This window comes from Halorubrum sp. AS12 (genome assembly GCF_051122765.1).
Classification (GTDB): Archaea; Halobacteriota; Halobacteria; order Halobacteriales; family Haloferacaceae; genus Halorubrum; species Halorubrum trapanicum.
In genome coordinates, this window is the sequence record NZ_CP185385.1 from 392,962 (window position 1) to 419,110 (window position 26,149).

The following is a 26,149-nucleotide window of genomic DNA, read 5'->3' on the forward strand; positions in this document are numbered from 1 at the left end:
GACCGTCAGTCGAGATCCGGTTCGGTCTCTCGAACGAGCGCGCGCAGCTCCTCGAATTCGAGCGGCTCGATCCGTTCGCGCGTCCCGTTGGTCGTGTAAAACAGGCTCGCGGTGACCGCCTTGTCGGCGAACCACTCGTCGAGGACGTGGTAGTAGACGCTGAGCTGCTTTTCGTACTCCGACTGTGCGCGCCGCGTCGAGTCCGTCTTGTAGTCAACGATGTCGACCCGATCGGCCGTCTCGTGGACGAGGTCCGCGATCCCCGAGACGGTGACCCGGCGGCCGTCGACGTCGATCGGGAGCGTGACCGGCTCCTCGACGTGTAGCTCGCCCGGTAGGTCGTCGAGGAACGCGACGATCCGTCGCTCGTGGTCGTTCGACGGCGTCACGTCGTCGTCGAGCGCGTACGCCTCGGCGAAGTCGTGGACGCGCGATCCGAAGTCCATGCCCCGAGTCTCCGGTTCCGGCTCGGTGCCGGTCTCCATCCGTTCGCCGGCCGCCTCGAACACCGACTCGTCCATCAGCGAGTGCGGAGTGTGGCCGATCGGGCCGTCCGGCGCCGTCACCGCGAAGGGTAGCTCCGCGTCGGCCGGCTCGCCCCGCTCGACCGGCTCGACGCTCGCGTCCGTTTCTTCGATTGCGACCGGCAGCGCGTCGAGGAACGCGTTCGGCTCCTCGCCGGCCGCGAACACGACGTGGTTCTTCGCGCGAGAGACCGCGACGTAGAGCAGCCGGCGTTCCTCGTCGTACTCTCGGGGCAGACAGCGCCGGAGGACGTCGTGCCGCCAGCTGTCGTACACGTGCGGGTAGTCCCGCACCTCGGAGTAGCGCTTTCGCAGCCGGAGTCCGACCGGGTCCCGGTACTCGATGACGCTCGATCCGCCGGCCCGCGGCGGGAACCGCCCCTCGTTCATGTTCGCCATCACGACGATCGGGTACTCCAGCCCCTTCGCCGTGTGAATCGTCTGGACGGTCACCGCGTCGTCGCCCGCGTTCGCGCTGAGATCGACCGTGGTCCCCGTCTCGACGCCGCGCTCGACGAACCGGAGCAGCTCGCCGCGAGTGGCCGTCGTGGAGTCGTACATCGACTGGATCGTGTGGAGGAGGAGGTCCGCGGTGTCGCCCGTGTACCCGTAGCGGTCGAGGACGCGACGCGCGACGGCGCCGACCGACTCCAGCTCGCGGAGCGCGTCGCGGAACGCGACCGCGTCGTCGGGGTACGACTCCGTCTCCAGCGCGTGAGCCATCTCGTCGAACGCGTATCCGGCCCGTTCGAGGACGACCGCCCAGCCCCGGTCGGCGTCCGATTCGAGGATCCGGAGCCACGCGAGCAGCAGCTTCGCCGGGTCGGTCCGGAACAGCTCGATCCCGCCGTCATACGCCATCGGGAAGTCGTACTCGTCGGCGACGTCGAGGAGCTCCCGGCCGTAGTCCCGCGTCCGCGTGAACACCGCGATGTCCCCGTGCTCCGGCGGCCGGGGGTCGCCGTCCTCGTCCTCGACGGCGTAGTCGTCGTCGCCGACGATGTCCTGGATCTTCGAGAGGACGGCCTCGTGTTCGTCCTCGTGACGGATCCCCTCGACGACGGTGTTGTCGAAGGCCGCGTTCGAGGAGAGTTCGACGACCTCGTCGAGCGGCGCGTCGACCTCCTCGCCGCTCGCGGCCGGCGTCTCGATGGCCCGCTCGGAGAGGTCGATGATCGACGCCGTCGACCGGTAGTTCTCCCGCAGTTCGATCCGGGTCAGGTCGGTCGCGTCGAGCGAGATCCGGTCGGCGTCGTCGTTGAGGTCCGCGGTGAACCGCTCGATCCGCTCCTCGAAGTCGAGGATGTTGCGCACGTCGGCGTACTGGAACGAGTAGATGCTCTGTTTCCAGTCGCCGACGGCACAGAAGTTGTCCGTCCCGGAGAGCAGCAGGGCGAGTTTGAACTGGATCTCGCTGGTGTCCTGGAACTCGTCGACCATGACGTACTCGAACTGCGCCGCCTCGCGGACGCGCGGGTCCTCGCGGAGGAGCACGAACGCGAACAGCTGGAGGAAGCCGAACGTGAGGTAGTTGCGGCGCAGGGCGAACCGGAGGTACTCGACGTACGCGTCGTGAACGAACGACTTGAGGTTCTCGCGGTCCTCGTGAAAGACCTCCCTCGCCACGTCGTCGTCGAGCCGCTTCGTCCCGCGGCCGCCGCGCAGCTCGGACTTCGAGGGCGCGTCCGGGAGGTACGCCTTGTCCCGCCCGAAGCCGCTCAGGTCCTCGCGCAACGGCGACTGCTTCCGGCCGTCGTTGCGGGGCTGATTCGCGGCGTCGAACCGCTCTTTGAACGCCTCGAAGTCGCCGTCGAGGTGCGCCTCGCCGTCCCGATACCACCCGTCGGTCGTGGGGAAGATCCCCTTCGACGCGAGCTCCCGTATCAGGTCGAGCAGCTCGCCCGGTTCGGAGAGCACCCGATAGAACTCGGCGTGCTCCGGGTGGTCGTCGCGGAAGCCGCCGAAGAACTCGCGGAACCGCTCGGACTCGATCAGCTCGTCGTCCACGACCCGCGTGGAGCCGGTGATCCGCTCGTCGAGTCCGAGGTGCGTCGGCGCGGCGTAGCCGTGCTCCCGCAGGATCTCGTGACAGTGCGAGTGAAACGTCCGGATCGGCGCGTCGGCCAGCTCCCGCAGCCCGTACGCGCTGCGGCCGACGATCCGCTCTTTCATCTCCGTCGCGGCGCTGCGCGTGAACGTCGCCAGCAGGACGTCTGCCGGTTCGACGCCGGGACGGTCGACAATCCGTCCGTAGCGACGGGCGATGGCGAACGTCTTCCCGGTCCCCGGACCGGCGTCGACGAGGTACACCCCCTCCGTGCTCTCGATGAGTTCCCGCTGTCGGTCGTTCGGCGTCGGCTCGGTCATCGGTCACCCTCTAAGAGTAGGTCGCGGTTGTCCACGCGCCGGTAGTTCGGCTCGCCCGCCAGCCCCTCGACCGGGAAGCGCTCCTCGCCGGCCCGCCGGCGGTTCAGCTCGTCGAGGCGCTCGTCGACGAACGACTCGAACGCGTCCAGGTCCCCGCGGAAGAACGCCCGCTTGCGGACGCCGTTGAGCGCTCGGATCGCCTGATCCGCGCCCTTCTCGGCGTCGACTGCCCCGGACGTTCCGACGTCGACGGCGGCCGTGAACCGCTCGGCGAACTCGGAGGCGCGCAGCTCGTCTCGGTCCGTCGTTTCGGGGAAGGACAAATCCGCCACGGCGTCGACGTAGCCCTGATAGCCGAGGTCGTCGAACGTCTCTCGGCAGTCCGTGTAGCCGTCGAGCAGCGTCTCGTAGGCGTCCCGGGAGCCGACGTACTCGTCGAACGAGACGGGGTGGTACGAGACGGTCGTGAGCGCGTCGTCGAGGTCGGCGTCGCCCGCGACCACGTCGTCAATCGGGTCGAGGAAGTGGAAGAACGTGAACTCCAGCCGCTCGTCCGGGCGGAGCGTCCGGTAGTAGGTCAGGTATAACGCCGCCTGGAAGTTCGGCGCGTCCGCCGGCGGATCGGTCGCCGCGCCCCTGACGACCTGCGTGGGTCGCTTCTTGCGGCCGCTCTTGTAGTCGAGGAGCTGGGTGGGTGAGCGCACGAGGTCTATCTTCCCCTTGACGCCGAGGGAGTCGTCCTCGAACCAGCGCTCGGTGAGCGGCGAGTCGACCGGCTCGTCGAAGTGCTCCGCGAAGAAGTTGGTCCCCCACCCCGACGCCGGCGTGAGGAAGTCGTCCGACGCCGGTCCCTCGTCGTCGAGGTACTCCGCGATCAGCTCCAGCCCGATGCGGTACGTCCGCCGGCGGAGGGTCTCGTCCGAGGCAGAGAAGAACGCCTCGGTCTCGCCGAGCATGGCGTCGACGAGGTCGTCGGTGTCGGCGTCGGCGACGACGCCGGGGTGGTTCACGTAGAACTCCGCGAAGTCGTGGAAGAGGTTCCCCTCGACGAACCGTTCCCGATCCGGCGAGTCGAGGAGCCGCCCGAAGAGGTAGTCCCGCGGGCTGTTGACGTAGCTGTTGAGGGCGGACTGGCTGACCGTCTCGACCGTCTCGGCGTCGACCCCGAGCGGCCGGCGGTCGAAGCCGACGCCGTTCGAGCGCGGTCGACGTCGATGCTCGACCGAGTCGAGGTCGCTGAACCGCTCGAACTCCTCGTCGAGGAGGTCGCCGAAGTAGAGGCAGGGCGTGACCGGCTCCCCGCCGGCCGAGTCTCGGACGAGGTAGTACCGCCGCTCGCCGCTCTGGAGCAAGCGCTGGAAGTCCCCGACGTAGCGCTCGAACTGCGTCTCGGTGTCCACCCACGGTCGCTTCGGGGCCGAGTGCGTCCACTCCTCGCCCATCCCGAGGTGGAAGACGACGGGCCGGTCCACGTAGGCGGAGGACTTCGCGTCGGCGAGGAGGACGCCCTCGTTGTCCCTGTTGACCGGGACCTCGTAGGTCTGGAGGTAGTAGGCGAGGCGGTCGACCGCCCCGGCGGTCACGGGTTCGTCGGCGAGTCCGAGCTCCCGTAGCTCCGCGTCGAAGCGTTCCAGTTCGACGCCGGCCTCGCTCGCGTACGCGTCGAGCGCGCCCGCGAACGTCCGGTCTTCGATACCGTCACAGAACGTCCGCAGCCACTCGACGCCCGGATCGTCGACCGCCGACAGCCGCCTGTCGCGGTCGGCCATCGGAACGTCGACGCCCAGCTGCGCGAGCAGCGGGCGGACGTCGCCGACGGTCGTCTCGGAACCCCCGAAGCCGAGCCGGAGGAGGCGAACGAACGCCCTGTGGTGCGAGTCGTCGACGAACCCCGGACCGCCGTAAAACGGAATGTCAGCCGCTTCGAGCGCCGACTCGACGAGCGAGGAGTACTGTCCCTCGCCGTCGAGGACGACCGCGACACGGTCGGCGTTGCGCGTCGAAACCGCGTCGAGTAGCGCCGTGACGATGTCGGTCGCCGACTCGAACACGTGAAACGGCGGGTAGTCGAACGCCTCGTCGGTGAACAGATCGACGCGGTCGAACGCGTCCGGGAGGACGCTGCGCTCCAAGGCGGTCAGCTGATCGTAGCCGACGACGGCGATCGATCGATCGTCGTCGGTCGACCGATCCCCGTCGGCCATTCGATCCCCGTCGGTCGACCGATCCCCGTCGGTCGACCGATCCCCGTCGGTCGTTCGATCCCCGTCGATCGCGTACTCGCTGAGCCGCTTCGACGTCGTTCGGAGAGTCCGCATGACCTCGACGACCTCGCGGGTCGCGTCGTCGACGTAGGCGTCGTACTCTAAGATCGCGTCGAGACGGCCTTGGTGTTCCCAACACTGGAGCACGTTCCCGACGGCGTACGCGACCGCCTTCCAGTCGTGGTCGGTCTCCGTGACCAGTTTGAGGAACGCGTGACGGTCCTCCGCCTGCTCGCGCCGCCCGGCCGCGAGGCGGCGCGGCGTGGTCGCGAACGTTCCGAAGTGAGGGCGGTCGAGGCGGCGGTTGATCGCGCTCGCGAGCGGGGCGTCAGGTGTGATGACGAGGTCGTACTCGGCGACTTCCGCGTAGAGTGACTCCGCACGTTTCGCTCTCCGGATAGGCACGACTACCGGGAACCGGACGAGTCACAAAAAGATAGCGGGGACACCGCTTCGGTCGTCTTACTTAGGTGATCTCCTCGATCAACTCGAATCCATTCTTGAACTGAACGCGATCGTCGAACCCGTTTCGTGAGAGTACAGAGACGATCCCCTCACCAGCGTCGATATCGGTTGTCACGATACACGCGAACTCCCCGTCGCCCGTGTCGAGACGTTCCGCCGCAACTGCCGCGAGTGCGGTATCTGCCTTCTCAATCTGATCCTCCCGTCGGTTCGACGACCGTGCGATGAACGTCCGCACGTCGTCCATCACCTGCGACACGGTACTGTTCGTGTAGTCCGGTTCTTCAGCGACCGCCACCCAACCCGCGTCGATCGCGCTGTTGATCGGGGTCTGGCCCGGTGTACTCCGATCCGGTGCGCCGCCGAGTTCGCCGTACACGCGCTGTGGAATCACCAACGTGATGTCGTTCCGTCGGGCGAACTGCTCCAGCGCGGTGTACTTGTTGTTCTGCTGGCGGCCACAGGCGACGAACAACCCGGTATCCGCGACCCAGAGGACGTCCGCCCGTATCGGAGCGAATTCTTCACTCATCGCTGCTGCCGTCAGTCCGCTGTCTCGGGCGGTCGCTCGCGGGCACTCCGGATGTCCTCGAAGTACGGGTCGACCGACTCCATGTCGAGGACGACCTCTCGGAGGGCCTGTAAGATAGCGATAGCGAACGCGGGCTGTAGATCGAGTTCGCGGGCGGCGACGCGCTCTGACATCTCGCCTTCGGCGTAGGGGATCGCGTACGTTAGTGCGGCCGCGAGCTTTCCCAAACCGTGCTTTTCGAGCAGGAGATCGAGATCCCGATCGCGGGGTGCGCGTCCGATCGCTTCGATGAGGGTCGGAGTGACCGTGTATTCGTCCCTGTCGAGGTCGACGGTCAGCGTGATCGGGACCGCCGAATAGACGTGCGTCTTCTGCTCTTCGTCTCGCGTCAATACCCCGAGCTCAACGAGCGTGCCCGTGTCCGAGTACGCGGTCGTCCGCGGCATCTCCAACGCGTCAACGACGCCGTCGATCGTGACGCCTCCCTCACGGAGGACGAACGTGTACAGCCGCGCCAGCCGTGGCTCCTCCAACAGCTGGGCCACCGACAGAAGGCCGTTAACGGCGCGCTCAGGCCCCTCGGCCGTTTTTGACATACAATTCATAATTCGTGTGTTGTGTAATAACGCTTGGGGGTGAGTCCTAGAACTGGGACCGAATCGTGTTACACAGGGTTACGTAACGCCCACACGTCGGCCGCCGGGTCCAGGTTCGACGGTTCCGCACCCCGTGAAGTCAGGATTCCGGCGTGGTACAGCATGGCCTTCAGCTGGAACACGGTGGAGGAATGGTAGACGTTCCCGTCGGTGAGGAGCTCGCGCTGTAACTCCCCGTCGGCGTTCAGGACGCAACTCCGGACGTCGTCGTCCCCGCGGACGAACAGTTCGACCGTGAGCGACGGGTACAACTCGTGGAGGTACTCGACGACCTCGGGGAGGCTCGGTTCGCTGATCCCGTCCTCGTGTATGTGCTGGAGTTCCTCGACGAGCAGCTGCGTCGCCGGATAGTCGTAGACGACGCGCCTGGTGAGCATGCCCCACTTCGGCGCCAGGTCACAGAAGCGCTCCCGCGAGCGCTTCCAGTCGTCGAATTTCGCTATCGCGGCCTCGACCGATCCGTACTCCCGTAGCGCGAATCTGACGACCTCCCGGCCGAGGGGTGTCAGCCGAGTAGCGGCGGGTTGGTCGTCGATGAGGTTCAGGAAGGCCGCCCCCGTCCGGGCGTCATCGGTGGCGCGCACGACGTGCTCCGCGAGGACCTGCTCCGTGTCACGCTCGTGGGAGGCCGCGAGGGGGTACGCGAGGTAGTTCTTCGGGTGGTTGAGGCCGAACGACTTGCCGGCGACGCCCTGCGCGCTGGCCTGAAATCGGATGGCCGTCGTCTCGGTCGTCGTTCGGTTCCCGACCACGCGAGGGGTTTCGACCGGATCCACGGTGCCGTCGGGGGCCACGCCGAGGACGCCGACGTTCAGCTCCCGGGCCAGGGTCCGCGCGGACTGCGAGACCGTATTCGCCGGGGCCGCGACGTACGCGGCGTTCGCCTCGTGGAGCCGGTCGTACGCCTGAATGATTCCGCGCTCGACGTCGGCGTCGCGTCGGTTCGTGTGACCCTTCGCCTCGACGACCACCAGCGGCGGGTCGTCGCCAAGTCGGTCCACGGCCAGTAGCTCGTCGCTTAGCAGCCGCACGCCGACGAGGTCGGGGTAGCCGGAGCCGACCCGGACGTGGTTGAACGGCGCCAGTTCGTCCGTGATGGCCGGATCGATGGACTCGTCGGCGAGCCACCGGTCGGACGAAAACTGGGTATCGACGACCGCGTACCCGTCGTCGGCGTCGTCGGGGTACAGGCGGCGCTTCGCGTGCGCCAACACGCGCGGTTCCGAGAGCGGCGACGCCGCGCTTACCATGACGGTACAATGCCATCACCTGCTCATGAAGATGGGGGTAACGGTGAGCGCGGCCGTCGTCGTCGCCGTGGACTCGACCGAACCGCGGCGGGAGGTGCGACCCGCACTCCAGACAGACCCCGGACTCGTCCGGCTCAACCCGGTGGTCCATCATGCGAACACCACCTCGCTGTTTGTCGGGTCGAACGCCCGACGCGAAGGGGTCGCGATCGGTGACGTATGGAACCCGATTTTAGGGCCGGGTTCGGAAGGAACCGATTCGGCTGATTCCGTAGCGTAGCGAGTCGCTACGAGAGAATTCGTATTAGTCGCGAAACGGACCGTAAGTAAGTGGGCGCTACAGGATTTGAACCCGTGGCAACTTGGTCCGAAGCCAAGCACTCTGTCCAAACTGAGCTAAGCGCCCGTACCTCCGCGTACTTCCGAGAGCGTGTTAAGTCCCGCGATTCGAAATCGGCGCCGCGCAGTCAGCGAGTCTGTCCACGTTACCGCCGTTCCGTCGATTCGCGGATGTGATACGTCCGGTCCCTGCGACGGCGCACGATTCCGGTCCTGCGATCGGAGCCGGCGGCTGAGCCGACGCGGGACCGCGCGGAGACGCGGCGTCGGCTTACGAGGGGCGATCAAAAAGAATATTATTCGGAGCGGGCATGTTTCGGTAGTAGATGAGTCCTGGTCGTACGGCCTCGCGGCCGAACGAGCCGTCCGCGCCGACGACGTCGCCCCCGAGGTGCGTCCATGTATGAGTTGACGCCGCATTTCGACGCCGAGGTCGAACCCGGGACCAACATCCTGTTGACCGGTCCCCCGCTCAGCGGGAAGCGGTCGATCATGATGGACATCCTCGCCGCGGGGACCGACCGCGACGAGGGCGCCATCGTCGTCACCACGAAGGACGGCGCCGACCGCGTGCTTCGCGACTACGAGAAGCGGACGCCCTACGAGGGCAAGCCTGTCGCGGTCGTCGACTGCGTCACCCGCCAGCAGGGCGGCGACATCCGTGAGTCCGACCGGATCAAGTACGCCTCCTCGCCGGTGGACATGACCGGCATCGGGATCAAGCTCTCGGAGTTCCTCCAGGCGTTCGGCGACCGGGGTATCGAGCGGAACCGGGTGATGGTCCACTCGCTGTCGACGCTACTGATGTACTCGGACCTCCAGACCGTGTTCCGTTTCCTCCACGTGTTCACAGGCCGGGTCCAGAGCGTCGACGGGCTGGGGCTGTACAGCATCGACTCGACGGCGCACGACGACCAGGCGATGAACACGCTCAAACAGCTGTTCGACGGGATCATCACCGTCACAGAGGACGGCGAACCCGACATTCGGCTCCCCTGACGGGAGGGGCGGCAGTCCGCTCCGTGTCCTCTCGCTTTCTCCCCGCGCGACGACCGGGGGATCCGCTTAATCGCGTCGCGACCGAACGAGGAGCCATGCCCATCACGGACGACGCCGGACTCGACCGCCTGCTCGACGCCGAGACGATAGCGGTCGTCGGCTGTTCGACGACGCCCGGGAAGGCCGCACACGAGGTGCCAGCCTATCTCCAGCGACACGGGTACCGCGTGATCCCGGTGAACCCCTTCGCCGACGAGGTCCTCGGTGAGCCGGCGTACGACGAGGTCGGCGACGTCGAGGAAGACATCGACCTCGTGGACGTGTTCCGCCCGAGCGAAGAGGTGCCGGCGGTCCTCGACGCCGTCCGCGAGCGGCACGCGGCTCGCGGCGACGCCGGCGCGGCCTGGCTCCAACTGGGGATCAGCCACGACGAGGCGGCCGCGGCCGCCGCCGAGGCCGACGGGATCGACGTGGTCCAGGACCGCTGTATCAAAGTTGAACACGGTCGGCTGCGCGGGTAAGCGGCAGTGGGTCTGCTGAAATTCTCTCTAACGGTATTCGTCCGAAACAGCTGGTCGCCGAAGCGTGCGTCTCGATCGTTGGGGTAGTCGGTGAATCGGATCGACATGGTGGTTGTTTATAAATTATATCGGTGTCGCTGCCGGCTGTTTATAAGTAGATGATAGCGGAGCGGCCGCGAACACCTCCAAAGCCCCAGCCACTCGCTTATAAATGGCTGACAACGGATCCACCGCAAACACCTCCAAAGCCCCAGCCGTGAGGCGGGCGCACGCTCGTTGCGCTCCTCGCTCGTTCGCTCCGCTCACTCGCTGCGGTGCTTACGTCGCCTGCGCCCGCCTCACGGCTGCCCCTTTGAGTCCCACCCCGCACAGCACCTCACGCCTCCCCAGCCTCGTCGGCGGTCCTCCGCTTCGCTCCGGACCACCGACTCCCTCGCGCGGTGCTGTCGCCGGCGCTACGCGCCGGCTGCCAGAGGGACCTTCGGTCCCTCGCGACTCGCGGCCGCCGGTGGCGGCCGCTCGCAGGCACGCGCCACCGCCCTCCTTTATAAGATATCGTCGCCGTCGCTCAGATACTATTTAAATGTCGGATCGCTGCCGATAATGGCGCGCTCTCGCACGCATCACCCCTCCCACTCTTCGAACGAGCGGTAGACGCCCTTCGAGAGGTAGCGCTCGGAGGAGTCCGGGAAGACGGTGGCGACCGCGTCGTGCGGGGCGTCGATCTCGCCGTCGCGGATCTCGCGGGCGACCCGCTTCGCGGCGATCGCGTTCGCGGCAGACGAGGAGGCGACGAGGTGGCCCTCCTCGCTCGCGAGCCGCCCCATCTCCTCGTGGACATCGCGGTCGTCGATCGCGACGATCTCGTCGACGAGGTCGGGGTCGAACAGCTCGTTGCGCTCGGTGTCGTGGGTGCCGATCCCCTCGGTCTTGTACGCCTCGTGCTCCACGTCCTCGCCGAGGAACTCGCGGTACGCGGAGCCGGCGGGCTCGACCGCGACGACGTGGGTGTCGGCGTCGCGCTCTCGGAAGTAGCGGGCGATCCCCATCAGCGTCCCGGCGGTGCCGCAGCCGGCGACGACCGCGCCCACCTCACTGTCGAGCGCCGCGTCGATCTCGGGGGCGGTCGTCTCGTAGTGCGCCTCGGCGTTGAGCGGGTTCGAGAACTGCTGGGGGACGACGGCGTCGTCCAGTTCCTCGGCAATCTGATGCGCGCGGTCGATCGCCAGCCCCATCCCGTCCTCGCTGGGCGTGTTCACGACCTCCGCGCCGAGCGCGCGCATGAGCTGCTGTTTCTCCACCGAGAAGCGCTCGGGGACGACGAAGATCGCGTTCAGTCCCAGCTGCTTGGCGGCGACGGCGAGTCCGATCCCGGTGTTGCCCGCGGTCGGCTCGACCACGGTGCCGCCCTCGCCCACGTCGCCGCGCTCCAGCATGCGTTCGAGCATGTACTTCCCGATGCGGTCCTTGATGCTCGCGCCGGGGTTGAACGACTCCAGCTTGGCGTACACCGGCACCGCGTCCGGCGCGTCGTGGACGTCGACGAGCGGCGTCTCCCCGATCGTCTCCAACACCGACGACAGGGGCTCCCGATGAGCGGTCATAGCCCGGCAAACGTTGCCGCGGGATTTGTGTGTTGCCATCGCTTCCTCCGGATCCGGGGATCCCGGGCGGCGGCGTGGCTTGCCGGGACCGGGACCTCGCGGGGACCGTCGTGGCGGACCGATTCGACCGTCTGACCGTGTGACTCCGCGCCGCGGATCGAACACACTTATGACCGTCGTCCGGCTCCGACTCTGTATGAGCGAGACCGATGCGGAGGCCGAGGTGACGGTCGTCCTGCCGGACGGATCAGAGCTGACCGTACCGGCGGGGTCGACAGTCGAGGACGTCGCCTTCGAGATCGGCCCCGGGCTCGGTCGCGACACCGTCGCGGGGAAGATCGACGGCGAACTCGTCGAAAAGTACGCCGAGGTCCACGACGGCGCGCGGATCGAGATCGTCACCGACCAGTCCGACGAGTACCTCACGGTGTTGCGCCACTCCGCGGCCCACGTGTTCGCGCAGGCGCTCCAGCGGCTCCACCCGGAGGCGACGCTGACGATCGGTCCCGCGACCGACGACGGGTTCTACTACGACGTGACCGACGTCGACGTCGACGAGGACGATCTGGCCGCCATCGAAGCGGAGATGGACGAAATAATCGCGGCCGACTACGACATCGAGCGCGAGGTCCGGTCGCGCGAGGAGGCGAAGGAGACCTACGCAGACAACGAGTACAAGCGACAGATACTCGACGAGGAGGCCGACGGCGAGGAGGTCACCTTCTACGTCCAGGACGGCTGGGAGGACCTCTGTCAGGGACCCCACGTCGAGTCGACCGGCGAGATCGGCGCCGCGACGCTGCTCGAGGTGTCGGCCGCCTACTGGCGCGGCGACGAGGAGAACGACTCGCTGACGCGGGTGTACGGCACCGCCTTCGCGAGCGAGTCCGACCTCGAGGAGTACCTCGAACTGCGCGAGCAGGCCCAGGAGCGCGACCACCGGAAAATCGGTCAGGAGATGAACCTCTTCTCGATCCCGACGGTGACCGGGCCGGGCCTGCCGCTGTATCACCCGCCGGGGAAGACGGTCCTCCGCGAGCTGTCCGACTTCGCGAACGAGCTCAACCGCGAGAACGGCTACGAGGAGGTGGAGACGCCGCACGTGTTCCGGACGGAGCTGTGGAAGCAGTCCGGCCACTACGAGAACTACAAGGACGACATGTTCCTCCTCGACGTCAACGACGAGGAGTACGGTCTCAAGCCGATGAACTGCCCGGGCCACGCGACCATCTTCGACCAGCAGTCGTGGTCATACCGCGACCTCCCGCAGCGCTACTTCGAGAACGGGAAGGTGTACCGTAAAGAGCAGCGCGGGGAGCTGTCGGGCCTGTCGCGCGTCTGGTCGTTCACCATCGACGACGGCCACCTGTTCGTCCGCCCCGACCAGATCCGTCAGGAGATCGAGTCCGTCATCGAGATGATCTTCGAGGTCGTCGAGACCCTCGACCTGGAGGTCGAGGTCGCGCTGGCGACCCGCCCCGACAAGTCCGTCGGCGGCGACGAGATCTGGGAATCCGCCGAGGAGCAGCTCCGCGACGTGCTCGACTCCGGCGGCTACGACTACGACGTCGAGCCGGGCGACGGGGCCTTCTACGGGCCGAAGATCGACTTCGGCTTCGAGGACGCCCTCGGGCGCGTCTGGGACGGCCCGACCGTCCAGCTCGACTTCAACATGCCCGACCGGTTCGATCTGACCTACACCGGCGAGGACAACGAGGACCACCAGCCCGTGATGATCCATCGGGCGCTGTACGGGAGCTACGAGCGCTTCTTCATGGTCCTCATCGAACACTTCGACGGCAACTTCCCGCTGTGGCTCGCGCCGGAGCAGGTCCGGATCCTCCCCGTCTCCGACGAGACCCTCGGCTACGCCCACCGAGTGAAGAACGAACTGGAGGACGCGGGCTTCCGCGTCGAGGTCGAGGACCGCGACTGGACCGTCGGCCGAAGATCCGCGCGGGCCACGACGACCGGCTCCCGTACATGGTGATCGTCGGCGACGACGAGCAGGAGGCCGGCACCGTCTCGGTCCGCGACCGCTTCGAGGACCAGCGCGGCGACGTCGAACTCGACGACTTCGTCGACCACCTCGTCGACGAGCGCGACGAGAAGCGGACGGAGCCGGACTTCGTCGACGGCGAGTGACGCTCGACGCGGCCCGCGCGGACCGCCTCCGCGACGGTGCGATCAGGCCGGCTCGACGCCGGTGACCTCGAACTGCGCACCGCCCTCCTCGGACTCGACGACCCGAACCGACCAGCCGTGCGCGTCGGCGATCTCCGCGACGATGTTCAGGCCGAACCCGGTCCCCTCGGGGTCCGTCGTGAACCCGGTCTCGAACACCTGCTCGCGCTCGGCTTCGGGGATTCCCGTCCCGTCGTCGGCCACGTAGAAGCCGCTGCCGTCCAGCAGCGGTCCGACCGTGATCGTCACGTTCTCGCCGCCGTGCTCCACGGCGTTTCGGAACAGGTTCTCCAAGAGCTGCCTGAGCCGCGCCTCGTCGGCCAAAATATCCAGCTCGTCGACCGCGGTGCGGAGCGTTCCGCTCCCGCTGTCTGTCGTCTTCCAGGCGTCGGTCGCGAGGGCGACGAGATCGACCGGACCCGGATCGTCGACGGCGTCCCCCTCGCGCGCCAGCGTGAGCAGGTCCTCGATGAGCGTCTCCATCCGCGAGAGCGACCGCTCGACCGGCTCGATGTGTTCGCTGTCGCACTCCTCGGCGAGGAGGTCGACCCGGCCCCTCGCGGTCGTGAGCGGGTTTCGGAGGTCGTGGCTCACGACGCTCGCGAACTCGTCGAGACGGTCGCGCTCGCGTTCGAGCCGCGCCGCCGCGCGCTGGCGTTCGAGCTCGTAGCTCACCCACCGCGTCAACAGCTCGACGAACGTCCGCTGCGTGTCCGTGAACGGCTCGCCGCGGGGCGTCGTCGCGGCGAAGCAGAGCGTCCCGTACCGCTCGCCGTCGACCTCGACTCTCCCGCCGATGTACGTCTCCAGTCCAAACGTCTCGTGTGCGGGGTCGCCGGCCCACCCCTCCTCGGAGGCGTTGACGACCGTTAACAGTTCGTCGCGTTCGATGGTCCGCTTACAGTACGCCTCGTCGAGCGGACAGGTCTCTCCGGGCTGTAACAGGGGGTGTTCGGCGTGCGACACCTCGACGTGTTGGATCCCGTCCTCGATCCGAGTGAGGAACCCGTTCGGCACGTCGAGGTACTCGCAGCCGAGCGTCAGAATCGCCTCGACCTTCTCCTCGAACGTGCGGTCGTGGTCCGATGAGACCGCGTAGAGCCGCTGGATCGCGCGGAGGCTCTCCTGCTGTCGCTGTTCTAAGTTGCGCCGCTCGGTGATGTCCCGAAGGTAGACGGAGAGACCGCTGTCGGCGGGGAACGCGCGCGCCTCGAACCAGGTGTCCAGCGGCTCGGAGTAGGAGTCGAACGAGACCGGCTCCTGGGTCGCCATGGCGCGGTGGTACTGGTCATAGAACTCCGTCCCCTCGGACCCGGGGATCGAGTCCCACAGGTGGCATCCCTCCACCGCTCCCTCCGGTCCGACCGCGTCGTCGCTCATGGCGGTCCGAAGGATTCGGCGTCCCTCCTCGTTCGCGTACGTGACCGTCCAGTCCGCGTCGAGGGCGAAGAACCCGTCCGCCATCCGATCGAGGACGGTCTGAAGGTCCTGCTCCGATGCCGAGTCGCGCGCGGGGCCGGACATGGAACGGAGTACGCGTCGCGGCGGTTTAGGTGACGCGGATCGCCGGGCAGGGTCTCGGTAGCGGCGGTGGTGTGCCGACACGCGTCCGTTGCGCTCGGGTCCGTCGATCTTCCCGCCGAGACGACACGCGGTGGTTCCGTCGGGTTTTTGCCGACGCTCGCCGGAACTGAACGCATGTCAAACCGGCACGCCGAACTCGGCACCGACGAGCGACCGCCCGAGGTCGGAGAGCTGACACCCCCGGACCGCACGCTGATGGGTCCCGGGCCGAGCGACGTCCACCCGCGCGTACTCAGGGCGATGAGCACGCCGCTCGTCGGCCACCTCGACCCCTCGTTCGTCGAGATCATGGACGAGGTCCAGGAGCTGCTGCGCTACACCTTCCGGACCGACAACAAGTGGACGATTCCGGTGTCCGGCACCGGCTCCGCATCGATGGAGGCCGCCATCGGCAACCTCGTCGAGCCGGGCGACACAATGTTAGTCCCGACGAACGGTTACTTCGGCGGCCGGATGAAGTCGATGGCGGAGCGCGCGGGCGGCGAGGTCGTCGAGGTGGACGCCCCGTGGGGCGAACCCCTCGACCCCGTCGACGTCGAGCGCGCGTTCGACGAACACCAGCCCGACGTGTTCGGCTTCGTCCACGCGGAGACGTCGACGGGCGTCCGCCAACCGGACGTCCCCGAACTGACCGACATCGCGCACGACCACGACGCGCTCGTGATCGCCGACTGCGTCACCTCGCTCGGGGGCGTCGAGCTGCGCGTCGACGAGTGGGGCGTCGACGTCGCCTACTCCGGACCCCAGAAGTGCCTCTCCTGTCCGCCCGGGGCGAGTCCGCTCACCCTCAACGACCGCGCGATGGACAAGGTGCTCGACCGCGAGGAACGGCCGCGGTCGTGGTACCTCGACCTCTCCCTCTTGGAGGGGTACTGGGGCGAGGACCGCTCGTACCACCACACCGCGCCGATCACGAACGTGTACGCGCTCCGCGAGGCGCTCCGCCTCGTCGCAGAGGAGGGGATCGAAGAGCGGTGGGCGCGCCACCGCCGGGTCGCCGGCGACCTGAAGGCGGGCCTTCAGGATCTGGGACTGGAGATGAACGCCCCCGACGAGTACTGGCTCCCGAGCCTGAACGCCGTCCGCGTCCCCGACGGGGTCGACGACGGCGCCGTCATCGACCACCTGCTCGACGAGTACGACCTGGAGATCGCCTCCGGTCTCGGCGCCCTCGAGGGCGACATCTGGCGGATCGGCTGTATGGGCTACTCCGCCCGGCCGAAGAACGTCGAGTACGTCCTCGCGGCGCTGGAGGACGCGCTTGCGGCGCAGGGCCACAAAGCCTGATCCGGGACTCCAACCGAGACCCGAACTGAAGATCTGAGCCGGAACCGATCGCCGCCGGGTCGTCCCTCGGTACCGACGCTCACCCTCGTTTTTTAATTGATGGAGCGACCGTAGCGGTATGACCGACGCGTTCGGACGCGCGATCCGGGATCACCACCGCGGCGAGCGGATGGAGCCGCTCCGCCAGGGCGACGGCGAGGAGACGCGCGAGCATCCGATCGAGGACTTCTACTTCACCGAGTTCGATCCCGAGAGCGACGCGGGATCGTGGCTGGCGTCGCGGCTGGAGGGCCCGCTCGTCGACCTCGGCGCCGGCGCGGGCCGCCACGCCCTGCGCTTTCAGGAGCGGTACGAGACGGTCACTATCGAGAGCAGTCCGGCGCTCGTCGAGACGATGCGCGAGCGCGGCGTCGCGGACGCCCGCGAGGGCGACATGTTCGCCCTCCGGGAGGCGTTCGAGCGCGACCGGTTCGCGTCGGCGCTCGCGATCGGGACGCAGATCGGCCTGGCGGGATCGATGCGCGGACTCTCCGCGTTCCTCGGCGCCCTCGCGTTCGTGACGACGCCCGACGCGACCGCCGTCGTCGACTGCTACGACCCGAATCACTCGGCGGCCGCGGAGCTCCTCGGCTACCGTGAGGACCCGACGCCGGGACTCGCGGGCCGCGTCATGTGGTTCGCCTACGACGGGGAGCGGGACCCGACGCTCCGCTTCAGGCTGTTCTCGCCAGACCGACTCCGCGAGGCGGCGATCGGGACCGGCTGGGAGGTAGCGGCAATCGACCGCGAGGGGTCGGGAGACGGCCCGCACTACCGGGCCGCACTCCGGAAACGGTAGGCCGCTACCTCCGCCCCTCGGCTTGTCACGCGCCGCCCTACCACGTCGTCAGCGCCGCGCGCCCGTGATCCCGCGTGAGGATCGCGAGGAACGCGAGCACGCCGGTGATCGCGAACGCGCCGCCGACGTAGAACACCGACCCCATGCTCACCTCGACCATCAGCCAGCCGGCGATCAGCGGCCCGGCTACGGAGCCGGGTCGCCACACCAGTTCGCGGATGCCGAAGCTGGAGGCGACGCCGCCGTCGTCGGTGCCCTCGTCGGCGAACAGCGCCATGCTGGCCGGCTCCCGGAAGGAGTCGGCGACGCCGAGCAGCCCCGAGAGTGCCACCAACGGGAGGTACGCGGGCGGTAGCTGGCCGAGGATCGGGACCGTCACGTCGGCGCCGAGCGCCGTGCCGGCGGCCGGGGAGAACGGGATCAGGACCGCGATCACGCCGTAGGCGCCGCCGCCGGCGAAGACGAACAGCGACCGGCCGTAGGCGTCCGAGAGCCGACCGGTGAACAGCTGCCCGACCATGTTCGTCGCCTTCTCGGCGGTGACTGTCACCGCGACCGCGGTCGCGCCGACCGCCAGCCCGCCCGCGGCCATCTCCGTGCCGGCGTAGATGGGGATCCACGTCCGCACCATCGTCACCGCGAAGGCGTACTGCGCGCGGAACGTCGAGATGGTGAGGATCTTGCGGTTCACCGCCAGATCGGAGAACGGGAACCCCTCGATCCGCGTCGGGTCGGCGTCGAGCATCCCCCACGTGACGAGCCACGCGATCACCATCAGCGCCGTAATGAGCGTGAACACCGGCCCGAATCCGACGGCGTCGTAGATGGCGCCCGCGCCGAGCGACCCGAGGATCGACGCCGCGAAGGAGGCGGCGTTCGCCTTCCCGATCTTGTCCGCCCGCGTGCCGACGTCGGCGAGCTGGCCGACGAGCGAGAGCGTCATCAGCCCCGCGCCGGTGACGACGAGCCCCTGAAGCGCGCGGACGAGGATGAACGACCCCGACGAGTCAGCGAGCGGGAAGAGAGTGTACACGCCCGCACCGGCGCTGAGAACGCAGAGCAGCACGAGCCGCTTGTCGAATCTGTCTCCCGCCCACGCGAGCGGAACCACGGCGACCGTCTGCGCGAGCGTGAAGCCGGTGGTGTACATCCCGATGATGAACCCGGCCGAGACCGTGACACCCAGCACCGTCGTCGCCTGCGGGTCGAGCGTGTTGATGTACGTCGGCAACAGCGTGATGAGCGTGATGAACCCGAACCCCTCCGCGAATCGAGTGAGGTAGAGCGCCCAGAACTGCGATCGGTCCGCCCCGTTGCCGTCGTCCGCGTTGCTCACACCGGATCGGCGCGTACCGCTTCAAAAGGGGTTACGATTCGAAACGTCTCCGCACGGGCGACGGAGAGTCGCCGTCGGGCTTATGTGGCGTCCGAGAGACGTGCCCGTATGGGCGAGTCCGCCTGCGACCGCCGGTTCTGTCCGGAGTGCGACCTCGCGGTCTCGTGTGCCGACGAGGTGTGTCCGGAGTGCGGGGCGGTGATCGAACCGCCGGCGAGCCGCGACTGACGTCGCCGCGGTAGTTCGGTGCGGCCCGGCTTCCCGAACGGTCGGTCTCACTCCGTGAGCGGGAGCAGGATTCCGAATACGAAGGGCGCGAGGAGCATCACCAGTACGCCGAACATCTCGGCCTCGACGAGCAAGGTCTGCTCCCACGCCGGGACCGCCGCACCCGTGGAACGGAGGTACACGTCAGCGACCACTCCGAACGTGAAAAGCACCGCGCCGACCGCGAACGCGCGTTTCGTCGCTTTCGAGTAGTCGATGTCGCCGTAGCGTCCTGCCATATCGACGGTCTGAACGGCGTTCGTACAAGTATCCGTCGGCTGCTCCCCGTGGCTTCGTCTCCGGTACCGCACCGTCGTCGTGCTGTCGTCGCGCCGTCGTCGTGCTGTCGTCACGCCTTCGCGTCGCTGTCGCTCTGCGATTTAAGAACGGGCCGGGCGCGATTTGAACACGCGACCGACGGATTAAGAGTCCGTCGCTCTCCCTAACTGAGCTACCGGCCCTCACGAGTTCGTATCCTGGTCACGGTAAAAGGCCTTTTCATTCGACCACGCCGGCGTCTCCGAGTCGGCGCCCGAATCGCACGAGAGCGACGGGACCGACTCGGCTCGACGGCGATCCACTGATCCGAAACCGACTGACTCCGCGACCTCCTCGCGTCCCGCGACGGCGAGAGCGCACTCGTTAAGTGTCGTGCCGCGGAAATCCCTCCAATGAGTAGTGGGGCATCCGGATCCGCGCGGACCCGATACGCCATCCTCGGCTGTGGAAGCGTCGGCCACGCCGTCGCGGAGGAACTGACCGAGCGCGGCAAGGATGTCCTCATCCTCGACCGCGACGAGAGCCGGGTCGAGGCGCTCCGCGACCAGGACCTCAACGCGCGCGTCCAGGACATCGCCGAGCCGGACGTCGTCGACGAGCTCGGCGACCGCGACATCGTCTTGATCCTCGCGAGCGACGTCGAAGCGAACAAGGCGGCCGTCTCGGCGGTGCGGGAAACGGGCGGCGACCACTACGTCGTCGTCCGGGCCTCCGACCCCGTCAGCGAGGACGAGTTACGGGAGCGCGGCGCCGACGTCGTGATCAACCCCTCGACGGTGATCGCCGACAGCGCGCTCCAGTCGCTGGAGACGGGGGAACTGGAGTACATGGCCCGCCAGCTCGCGGAGATCATCGAGGAGGGCGGCGACCGGATGGCGATCCTCACGCACGACAACCCCGAACCCGACTCGATCGCGTCCGCGACCGCGCTCCAGGCCATCGCCGAGGCGTTCGGCGTCGACGCCGACATCGTCTACTCCGGCGACGTCGGCCACCAGGAGAACCGGGCGTTCGTCAACTTACTCGGGATCGACCTGCTGGCGCGCTCCGAGGCACCGGACCTGTCGGAGTACGGGACCGTCGCGGCCGTCGACCTCGCGAAATCGGCCGACGAGAGCTTCGACTTCGACGTCGAGATCGACATCTACCTCGACCACTTGGAGACGGAGGTGCCGTTCGACGCCCGGTTCGTCGACGTGCGGACCAACGTCTCCTCGACGTCGACGATCCTCACGAAGTACCTCCAGGAGTTCGACCAGTCGCCCTCGGAGGCGGTCGCGACCGCGCTGCTGTACGGGATCCGCGCCGAGACGCTCGACTTCAAGCGGGACACGACGCCCGCCGACCTGACCGCGGCCGCCTACCTCCACCCGTTCGCGAACCACGACACGCTCGAACAGGTGGAGTCGCCGTCGATGAGTCCGGAGACGCTGGACGTGCTCGCGGAGGCGATCCAGAACCGGGAGGTTCAGGGGAGCCACCTCTTCTCGACGGCCGGGTTCATCCGCGACCGCGAGGCACTCGCGCAGGCGGCCCAACACCTGCTCAACTTAGAGGGGATCACGACGACGGCCGTGTTGGGTATCGCCGACGACAACATCTACCTCGCGGCCCGCTCGAAGGACATCCGGCTGAACATCGGCAACGTCCTCGACGAGGCGTTCTCCGAGATGGGCGACGCCGCCGGCCACTCGACGCAGGGGTCGCTGGAGATTCCGCTCGGCATCTTCACCGGTATCGAGGCGAGCGGCGAGAACCGCGACACGCTCCTCCACCTCACCGAGGAGGCGGTCCGCCGGAAGCTGTTCGACGCGCTCGGCGTCGAGGGCGGGAGCGGCGACGGCTCGAACGGCTCGTAACCGCCAGCGCGGGCGTTTTCCGGATCGAAGCCGGAACCGAGACAGCGACGCGTCATGTACGTTCCCGACGATCCGCCGGCGACCTGTCCCGCCTGCGGCGCCCCATACGACTCGGTGTCGCGGCACACCGGGGGTTTCGTCGCGAACCTCCTGGACAACGAGCGGTACCAGCGGGTCTGTTTTCACCCCGTGACCGACGAGGGCGACCCCGCGATGGACTGTTACCATCACACGCACGTACAGGTCGGGACCGATGAGCGGGCCGACACGGAGGCGAGCGAGGGCGGCGACTGAGCGCGTCAGGAAGCCGGCCGCGGGCGGCGAGCTTAGAACTCGTCGCCTTCGGTGATCGAGGTGTGCGAACCGATCAGCGCGCCCGAGAGGTCGACGCCCTCCAGATTGGCGCCGGTGTCGATCACGGAGTTGCGGATCTCGGAGTCGGTGATCGTCGCGTCCTCGAAGACGACGGTGCGGTCGAGCGCCGAGTCAGTCACCGTCGCGCCCGACATGACGTGGACCACGTCGCCCAGGTCGGTCCGCTCGACGGTCGCGTCGTCGGCGACGAGCGTTCCGCCGTCGAGCGCGTACTCGACCGCGTCGAGGTAGCTCTCGGGGGTGCCGATGTCGAACCACGCGCCGTCGAAGGTGTACGCGTGGACCGCCCCGCGCCGCTGGAGCCACTGGAGGAACCAGCCCGGCTCGTCGGGGTTCTCGCCGTCTTCGAGGTAGGTCGTGAGCTTCGGGAGCGTCTCGGCGGGGAAGGCGTAGCAGGCGATAGAGACGAGCGTCGACTCCGGATCATCGGGCTTCTCCTGGAAGTCGATCACCTCGTCGCCGTCCAACTGGACGAGTCCGTATGACTTCGCGCGCTCGCGGTTGCCGACGTCGTAGGCCGCGAGCGTCGTCGTCCCCTTGTCCTCGAAGAAGTCGGCGAAGTCGGACAGGTCGAAGCTGATCATGTTGTCGCCGGCGACGACGATCAGGTCGTCGTCGACGTCCTCGCGCTCGACGAGCTGTTCGAGCGCTCCCACGACGCCGAACTTCTCGTCCTCCTCGACCGTCTCCTCGACCGAGAGGGTCGGCTTCTCGAAGGGACTGTCGGCGAGGTACTCCGCGAACGTGTCGGCGAACCGCTCGTTCGTCGAGACGAACACCTCGTCGACTCGGTCGTCGGCCTCCAAGTCCTCGAATATCTCGTCGATGATGGTTCCTTCTCCCACCGGCAGGAACATCTTCGGCCGGTGTTCGGTGATCGGCCAGAGCCTGGTCGCGTAACCCCCCGCGAGTACGACTGCCTTCATACGTCTCCTGTCTCGCCCCGATGACATACCTCTTGTGCCCACCCGCGTTCCGGGAGACGGGTTTCCGGGAGACGGGTTTCGACGTCGGTCCGAGGCCGGACGGTTTTCCCCGTCGGCTCCGAAGCCCGCGCATGGAGACGACCCGTCAGCGGATCGCGGACGCGCTCCGTGAGGAACCCCGGACCGCGAGCGACCTTGCCGCGGCGCTGTCGCTGCCGACGCCCGTCGTGTACGAACACCTCGAACACGTCTCGCGGTCGGTCGCGGACGGCGAGGAGCCCGGAAGCAACGGAGCCGGCGACGAGGGAGAGGAGTTCCTCGTCGCCCCGCCGACCTGCCGCGAGTGCGGGTTCGACCGCTTCGACGACCCGGTCAACGAGCCGTCGCGGTGTCCGGAGTGTAAGAGCGAGCGGATCGAGGAGCCGGCGTTCGTGATCCGGTAGCCGGGCGATCCGGTAGCCGGGCGATCCGGGGCCGGGCGATCCGGGGCCGGCGTCCCGACCGAACCGCCTACAGTTCGTCGAGCAGCGTCGCGGCCGCGGCCGCCGACGAGCCCGGGCCGCGGGCGGTGAGCAGGTCGCCGTCGACCGTGACGCTGGTGTCGGCGTCGAGTTCGGCGTCGAAGTCGGCGCCGGCGAGGACGACTTCGTCTTCGACCCAGTAGGGGAGCTTCCGCCCGTCGGGCATCACGTCGTTCTCGTCGACGATGTCCTCCTCCCACTCGTTCGGGAACCCGGTGATAGAGCGCCCCTCGACGAGCGGCGTCCCGTCGGCCTCGTTCGTGAACGCCAGGATGCCGACCGCGTGGCAGACGACGAGGGCGACGCCCTCCTCGCCCGCGACCGCGTCGAGCAGCAGCTGGCGGGCGTGGCGGTCCTGGTTCACGTCCCAGACGGTGCCGTGGCCGCCGGGGAAGACGACCGCGTCGTAGTCGGCGGCGTCGACCGTCGCGACCAGCGCCGGATCGTTGAGTCCGGGATGCTCCTCGTCGACCTCGCGAAGCTCTGCGACTCGCTCCTCGCCGCCCGCAGCCTCGGGGTCCAGCGAGCGCTCGTCGACGACCGGCGGCGACCCGGAGGGGGTCGCGACGGTCACGTCGATACCCTCCGATTCTAGCGTCGTCAGCGGCTCGATACACTCTTCGGCCCAGTAGCCTTCCTCGCTCACGACGAACAACGCGTTAGTCATCTGTGCCCGATCCTTCGTGACCGCTATATAAAAGGCGCCCGCGCCCGGCAGCGACGAGGGGGCGGCGCGGGGTTTATAAACGAGCGGCTGGAGGCTTTGGAGGAGTTCGCCGCCGACTCACGGACAACCACTTATAAACGAGCGGCTGGAGGCTTTGGAGGTGTTCACCGCCGGTCCGTTGTTGGCTACTTATAAAAGCACGAGTGGAACTTTCGCGGAGTCCCCAACTGATCTACGGATTCCGACTTATTCGTCGCCCTGGGCGTCGACGACCACGACCTCGCCGTCCTCGACGGTGACGTTGATCAGCGTCTTCACGTTGTAGTCGGTGTCGTCCAGCTCGTTGGGACCGGCCTTCTTGATCACGGCGACGACGTCGACGACCTCCGCGCCAACCTCGTCGGTGAGCGCGTCGAGGATGGCCTTCATCGTGCCGCCCGTCGAGAGCACGTCGTCGAGCACGAGCACGCGGTCGCCCTCCTCGACATCGTTGATGTACATCTCCGACTCGGAGTAGCCGGTCTCCTGGAACAGCGGGACCTCGCCGTCGAGACCGTACTGACGCTTGCGGATGACCACGAGGGGGATGTCGGTCATCAACGAGAGCGCGGTGGAGATGTGGATCCCCATGGCGGCGGGGGTGACGATCTTGTCGACGTTCTCCAGCTCCGCCTTCCGGATGATCCGGATGACGATCTCCCGGAGCAGCTCCGGTTCGAGCATGGGGACGCCGTCGCTGATCGGGTGGACGAAGTACTGGTACTCGCCTTTCTCGATGATCGGCGCGTCGAGGAGCGACTGCCGCAACTGGTCCATGTCGCGGGTACTCGGGCGGATTAATAAAGCGTGGCGATCCCCGGGCTCCGTGGAGCGCGATCGCACGGAACTAGGGACGAGTAGTCGCCGCGTGGATAATCTCTCAACACCCGGCCGCCCGGCTATACGTAGATGCTTGCTGATCCGCGACGAACACCACCAAAGCCCCAGTCGCGAGACCGCCGTACGCTCGTTGCGCGCTTCAGTCGCTCACTCCGTTCGCTCCTTCCAGTGCTTACGTCGCCTACGGCGGTCTCACGACTGCCCCTTTGAGTCCCACCCCGCCCCGCACAGCACCGCACCTCACACCTCCCCAACCTCGTCAGTCGCCTCCGCTTCGCTCCGGCGACTGACTCCAGCGAGGGACCTTCGGTCCCTCTGGCAGCCGGCGCATAGCGCCGGCGACCTCGCGCGTGCTGCTCGGCCGCAGGGCGGCCTCGCAGGCACGCGCCACCGCACAACAGATCCGGTTCGGTCGGAGGTCCGTCTATTCGAACTCCGGCTCGCGCTTCTCTAAGAACGCCGCCATCCCCTCGCGCTGGTCGTGCGTGCCGAAGAGGCCGGCCCATGCCCGGCGTTCCAGGGCGAGCCCCGTCGCCGCCGACCCGTCGCCGGCCGCGTTCAGCGCCTCCTTCGCGGCGCGCAGCGCGGTCGCGGGCTTCGCGGCCAGCTCGCCAGCCAGCTCGTCGATCCGGTCGTCGAACGCGTCGTCCGCGACGACCTCGCCGACGAAGCCGACCTCGGCCGCCTCCGCCGCGTCGATCCGCTCGCCGAGGAAGATCAGCCGGCGGGCGACCTCGTCGCCGACCAGCGCCGGGAGTCGCTGCGTGCCGCCCCAGCCCGGGATGATCCCGAGGTCGATTTCGGTCTGTCCCAGCACGGCGCTCTCGGCAGCGACCCGCAGGTCGCAGGCGAGCGCCAGTTCACAGCCCCCGCCGAAGGCGTAGCCGTCGACCGCGGCGATAGTCGGCGCCGGGAACACCTCGATCGCGTCCGCGACGCGGTGGCCCAGCTCGGCGTACGCCTGCGCCTCTGGCGTCGACAGGTCGACCATGTGCGAGATGTCCGCGCCCGCGACGAACGCCTCGTCGCCCGCGCCGGCGAGTACGAGGACGCGCGCGTCGCGGGCGGCGGCCTCGTCGAGCGCCTCTTCGATCGCTTCCAGCGTCTCGGCGGTGAGCGCGTTGAGCTGTTCGGGTCGGTCAACGGTGATCGTCGCGACCCCGCGGTCGTCGACGCCGAAGGCGATGGTGTCCCGACTCATACGCGCCCCCTCGCGGGGCGGCGTGAAAACGGTTCGGCAGGCAGAACCTCGCGCCAGTTCATCCGGTCGGTGAGACCTCCGTCTCGGCCGTCAGACCTCTTCGCGGCTGTCGATCCCGGTGTAGATGAACCACGCCGTCGTGTACACGCCGACGAACAGCAGGTAGCCGACGATCAGCCCGCCGAGCTGTCGGCTCGCGAGCCCGCCGGGGAGCGTCCGCGAGAGGATCCCGAGGGCGAGGGCGAAGACGACGAGCGAGAACAGCCCGGAGAGGGCGTACACGCCGAGGTCCGAGGTGAGGCGGTCGCGCACGCCCACACAAACGAGGCCGAGTTACATACCCCCATCGGTCGCGCGACGGGGCGCCCGTCGCGGCCGGCCGACTCGTCCCCGGTTGCCACGTTGCGCGGATTCGCAACCCCTAT

21 protein-coding genes, 2 tRNA genes and 2 pseudogenes are annotated in these 26,149 nt (G+C 67.9%); 8 read left to right on the forward strand and 17 right to left on the reverse strand.

Translation table 11 applies throughout. The annotated features are described in order from the left end of the window. Nucleotides 1-5: 5 nt before the first annotated feature. The 7 genes and pseudogenes from ACODNG_RS01970 to ACODNG_RS02000 all read right to left on the reverse strand — a co-directional run bounded on the left by ACODNG_RS01970 (nt 6) and on the right by ACODNG_RS02000 (nt 8,464). Nucleotides 6-2,891, reverse strand: a complete 2,886-nt coding sequence (locus ACODNG_RS01970) for a UvrD-helicase domain-containing protein (protein WP_434522215.1) — start codon at nt 2,889-2,891, stop codon at nt 6-8. Beyond that, nucleotides 2,888-5,560, reverse strand: coding sequence for a PD-(D/E)XK nuclease family protein (locus ACODNG_RS01975; protein ID WP_434522216.1), 2,673 nt, complete (start codon nt 5,558-5,560; stop codon nt 2,888-2,890). The genes ACODNG_RS01970 and ACODNG_RS01975 overlap by 4 nt, the downstream gene beginning before the upstream one ends. Nucleotides 5,561-5,621: 61 nt before the next feature. Further along, nucleotides 5,622-6,152, reverse strand: coding sequence for a hypothetical protein (locus ACODNG_RS01980; protein ID WP_434522217.1), 531 nt, complete (start codon nt 6,150-6,152; stop codon nt 5,622-5,624). An 11-nt stretch (nt 6,153-6,163) separates the two neighbouring features. Next, nucleotides 6,164-6,748, reverse strand: coding sequence for a DUF7437 domain-containing protein (locus ACODNG_RS01985; protein WP_434522218.1), 585 nt, complete (start codon nt 6,746-6,748; stop codon nt 6,164-6,166). Between the two features lie 68 nt (nt 6,749-6,816). After that, nucleotides 6,817-8,058, reverse strand: coding sequence for a hypothetical protein (locus ACODNG_RS01990; protein WP_434522219.1), 1,242 nt, complete (start codon nt 8,056-8,058; stop codon nt 6,817-6,819). A 49-nt stretch (nt 8,059-8,107) separates the two neighbouring features. Beyond that, nucleotides 8,108-8,212 (reverse strand): annotated as a pseudogene (locus tag ACODNG_RS01995) (DUF7563 family protein); the annotation flags it as partial. Nucleotides 8,213-8,389: 177 nt separating this feature from the next. Next, nucleotides 8,390-8,464, reverse strand: a tRNA-Arg gene (locus tag ACODNG_RS02000). 332 nt (nt 8,465-8,796) lie between these two features. On the opposite strand from ACODNG_RS02000, the gene ACODNG_RS02005 reads away from it, so the two are divergent. Together ACODNG_RS02005 and ACODNG_RS02010 are read left to right on the forward strand one after the other, a co-directional pair. Then, entirely contained in the window at nt 8,797-9,396 is a 600-nt protein-coding gene (locus tag ACODNG_RS02005) for an RAD55 family ATPase (protein WP_434522220.1), read from the forward strand. Nucleotides 9,397-9,491: 95 nt separating this feature from the next. Next, nucleotides 9,492-9,917: a CoA-binding protein gene (locus tag ACODNG_RS02010; protein ID WP_434522221.1), complete on the forward strand. Its 426-nt coding sequence runs from the start codon at nt 9,492-9,494 to the stop codon at nt 9,915-9,917. Nucleotides 9,918-10,540: 623 nt separating this feature from the next. Here the strand turns inward: ACODNG_RS02010 and ACODNG_RS02015 are convergent. Beyond that, entirely contained in the window at nt 10,541-11,521 is a 981-nt protein-coding gene (locus ACODNG_RS02015) for a PLP-dependent cysteine synthase family protein (protein ID WP_434522222.1), read from the reverse strand. A gap of 196 nt (nt 11,522-11,717) precedes the next feature. On the opposite strand from ACODNG_RS02015, the pseudogene thrS reads away from it, so the two are divergent. Next, nucleotides 11,718-13,666 (forward strand): annotated as a pseudogene (gene thrS / locus ACODNG_RS02020) (threonine--tRNA ligase). 42 nt (nt 13,667-13,708) lie between these two features. Here thrS and ACODNG_RS02025 read toward each other — a convergent pair. Continuing rightward, nucleotides 13,709-15,229, reverse strand: a complete 1,521-nt coding sequence (locus ACODNG_RS02025; protein ID WP_434522223.1) for an ATP-binding protein — start codon at nt 15,227-15,229, stop codon at nt 13,709-13,711. A 174-nt stretch (nt 15,230-15,403) separates the two neighbouring features. Between ACODNG_RS02025 and ACODNG_RS02030 the strand changes: the two genes are divergently transcribed. Next, on the forward strand, nt 15,404-16,576 hold the full coding sequence (locus ACODNG_RS02030; protein ID WP_434522224.1) for a pyridoxal-phosphate-dependent aminotransferase family protein: 1,173 nt from the start codon (nt 15,404-15,406) through the stop codon (nt 16,574-16,576). Between the two features lie 118 nt (nt 16,577-16,694). Beyond that, nucleotides 16,695-17,414, forward strand: coding sequence for a class I SAM-dependent methyltransferase (locus tag ACODNG_RS02035; protein ID WP_434522225.1), 720 nt, complete (start codon nt 16,695-16,697; stop codon nt 17,412-17,414). A 37-nt stretch (nt 17,415-17,451) separates the two neighbouring features. Here the strand turns inward: ACODNG_RS02035 and ACODNG_RS02040 are convergent, their stop codons facing one another. From ACODNG_RS02040 to ACODNG_RS02050, 3 genes are all read right to left on the reverse strand, one after another. Continuing rightward, the gene (locus ACODNG_RS02040) at nt 17,452-18,750 is read right to left on the reverse strand and encodes an MFS transporter (RefSeq protein ID WP_434522226.1); all 1,299 of its coding nucleotides are present in this window, start codon (nt 18,748-18,750) and stop codon (nt 17,452-17,454) included. 275 nt (nt 18,751-19,025) lie between these two features. After that, nucleotides 19,026-19,256 (reverse strand): hypothetical protein, encoded by a 231-nt coding sequence (locus ACODNG_RS02045; protein ID WP_434522227.1) that lies wholly within the window; start codon nt 19,254-19,256, stop codon nt 19,026-19,028. 148 nt (nt 19,257-19,404) lie between these two features. Further along, nucleotides 19,405-19,478: transfer RNA gene (locus ACODNG_RS02050), tRNA-Lys, on the reverse strand. 210 nt (nt 19,479-19,688) lie between these two features. Between ACODNG_RS02050 and ACODNG_RS02055 the strand changes: the two genes are divergently transcribed. Both ACODNG_RS02055 and ACODNG_RS02060 read left to right on the forward strand, forming a co-directional pair. Next, nucleotides 19,689-21,155, forward strand: a complete 1,467-nt coding sequence (locus ACODNG_RS02055) for a DHH family phosphoesterase (RefSeq protein WP_434522228.1) — start codon at nt 19,689-19,691, stop codon at nt 21,153-21,155. 54 nt (nt 21,156-21,209) lie between these two features. Next, the gene (locus ACODNG_RS02060) at nt 21,210-21,449 is read left to right on the forward strand and encodes a hypothetical protein (RefSeq protein ID WP_434522229.1); all 240 of its coding nucleotides are present in this window, start codon (nt 21,210-21,212) and stop codon (nt 21,447-21,449) included. A 32-nt stretch (nt 21,450-21,481) separates the two neighbouring features. Here ACODNG_RS02060 and ACODNG_RS02065 read toward each other — a convergent pair whose 3' ends face one another. After that, on the reverse strand, nt 21,482-22,456 hold the full coding sequence (locus ACODNG_RS02065; protein ID WP_434522230.1) for a sugar phosphate nucleotidyltransferase: 975 nt from the start codon (nt 22,454-22,456) through the stop codon (nt 21,482-21,484). Between the two features lie 131 nt (nt 22,457-22,587). Between ACODNG_RS02065 and ACODNG_RS02070 the strand changes: the two genes are divergently transcribed. After that, nucleotides 22,588-22,899 carry a transcriptional regulator gene (locus ACODNG_RS02070; RefSeq protein WP_434522231.1) on the forward strand — a complete coding sequence of 104 codons (312 nt, stop codon included), beginning with the start codon at nt 22,588-22,590 and terminating at the stop codon, nt 22,897-22,899. Nucleotides 22,900-22,966: 67 nt separating this feature from the next. On the opposite strand, the gene ACODNG_RS02075 is transcribed toward ACODNG_RS02070, so the two are convergent. The 4 genes from ACODNG_RS02075 to ACODNG_RS02090 all read right to left on the reverse strand — a co-directional run bounded on the left by ACODNG_RS02075 (nt 22,967) and on the right by ACODNG_RS02090 (nt 26,036). Beyond that, nucleotides 22,967-23,644 (reverse strand): DJ-1/PfpI family protein, encoded by a 678-nt coding sequence (locus ACODNG_RS02075; RefSeq protein WP_434522232.1) that lies wholly within the window; start codon nt 23,642-23,644, stop codon nt 22,967-22,969. A 246-nt stretch (nt 23,645-23,890) separates the two neighbouring features. After that, on the reverse strand, nt 23,891-24,460 hold the full coding sequence (gene hpt, locus ACODNG_RS02080) for a hypoxanthine/guanine phosphoribosyltransferase (RefSeq protein WP_209543748.1): 570 nt from the start codon (nt 24,458-24,460) through the stop codon (nt 23,891-23,893). Between the two features lie 487 nt (nt 24,461-24,947). After that, complete coding sequence (locus tag ACODNG_RS02085) at nt 24,948-25,724, reverse strand: enoyl-CoA hydratase/isomerase family protein (protein ID WP_434522233.1); 777 nt, start codon at nt 25,722-25,724, stop codon at nt 24,948-24,950. Nucleotides 25,725-25,814: 90 nt separating this feature from the next. Then, nucleotides 25,815-26,036, reverse strand: a complete 222-nt coding sequence (locus tag ACODNG_RS02090; protein WP_434522234.1) for a hypothetical protein — start codon at nt 26,034-26,036, stop codon at nt 25,815-25,817. Nucleotides 26,037-26,149 lie beyond the last annotated feature (113 nt).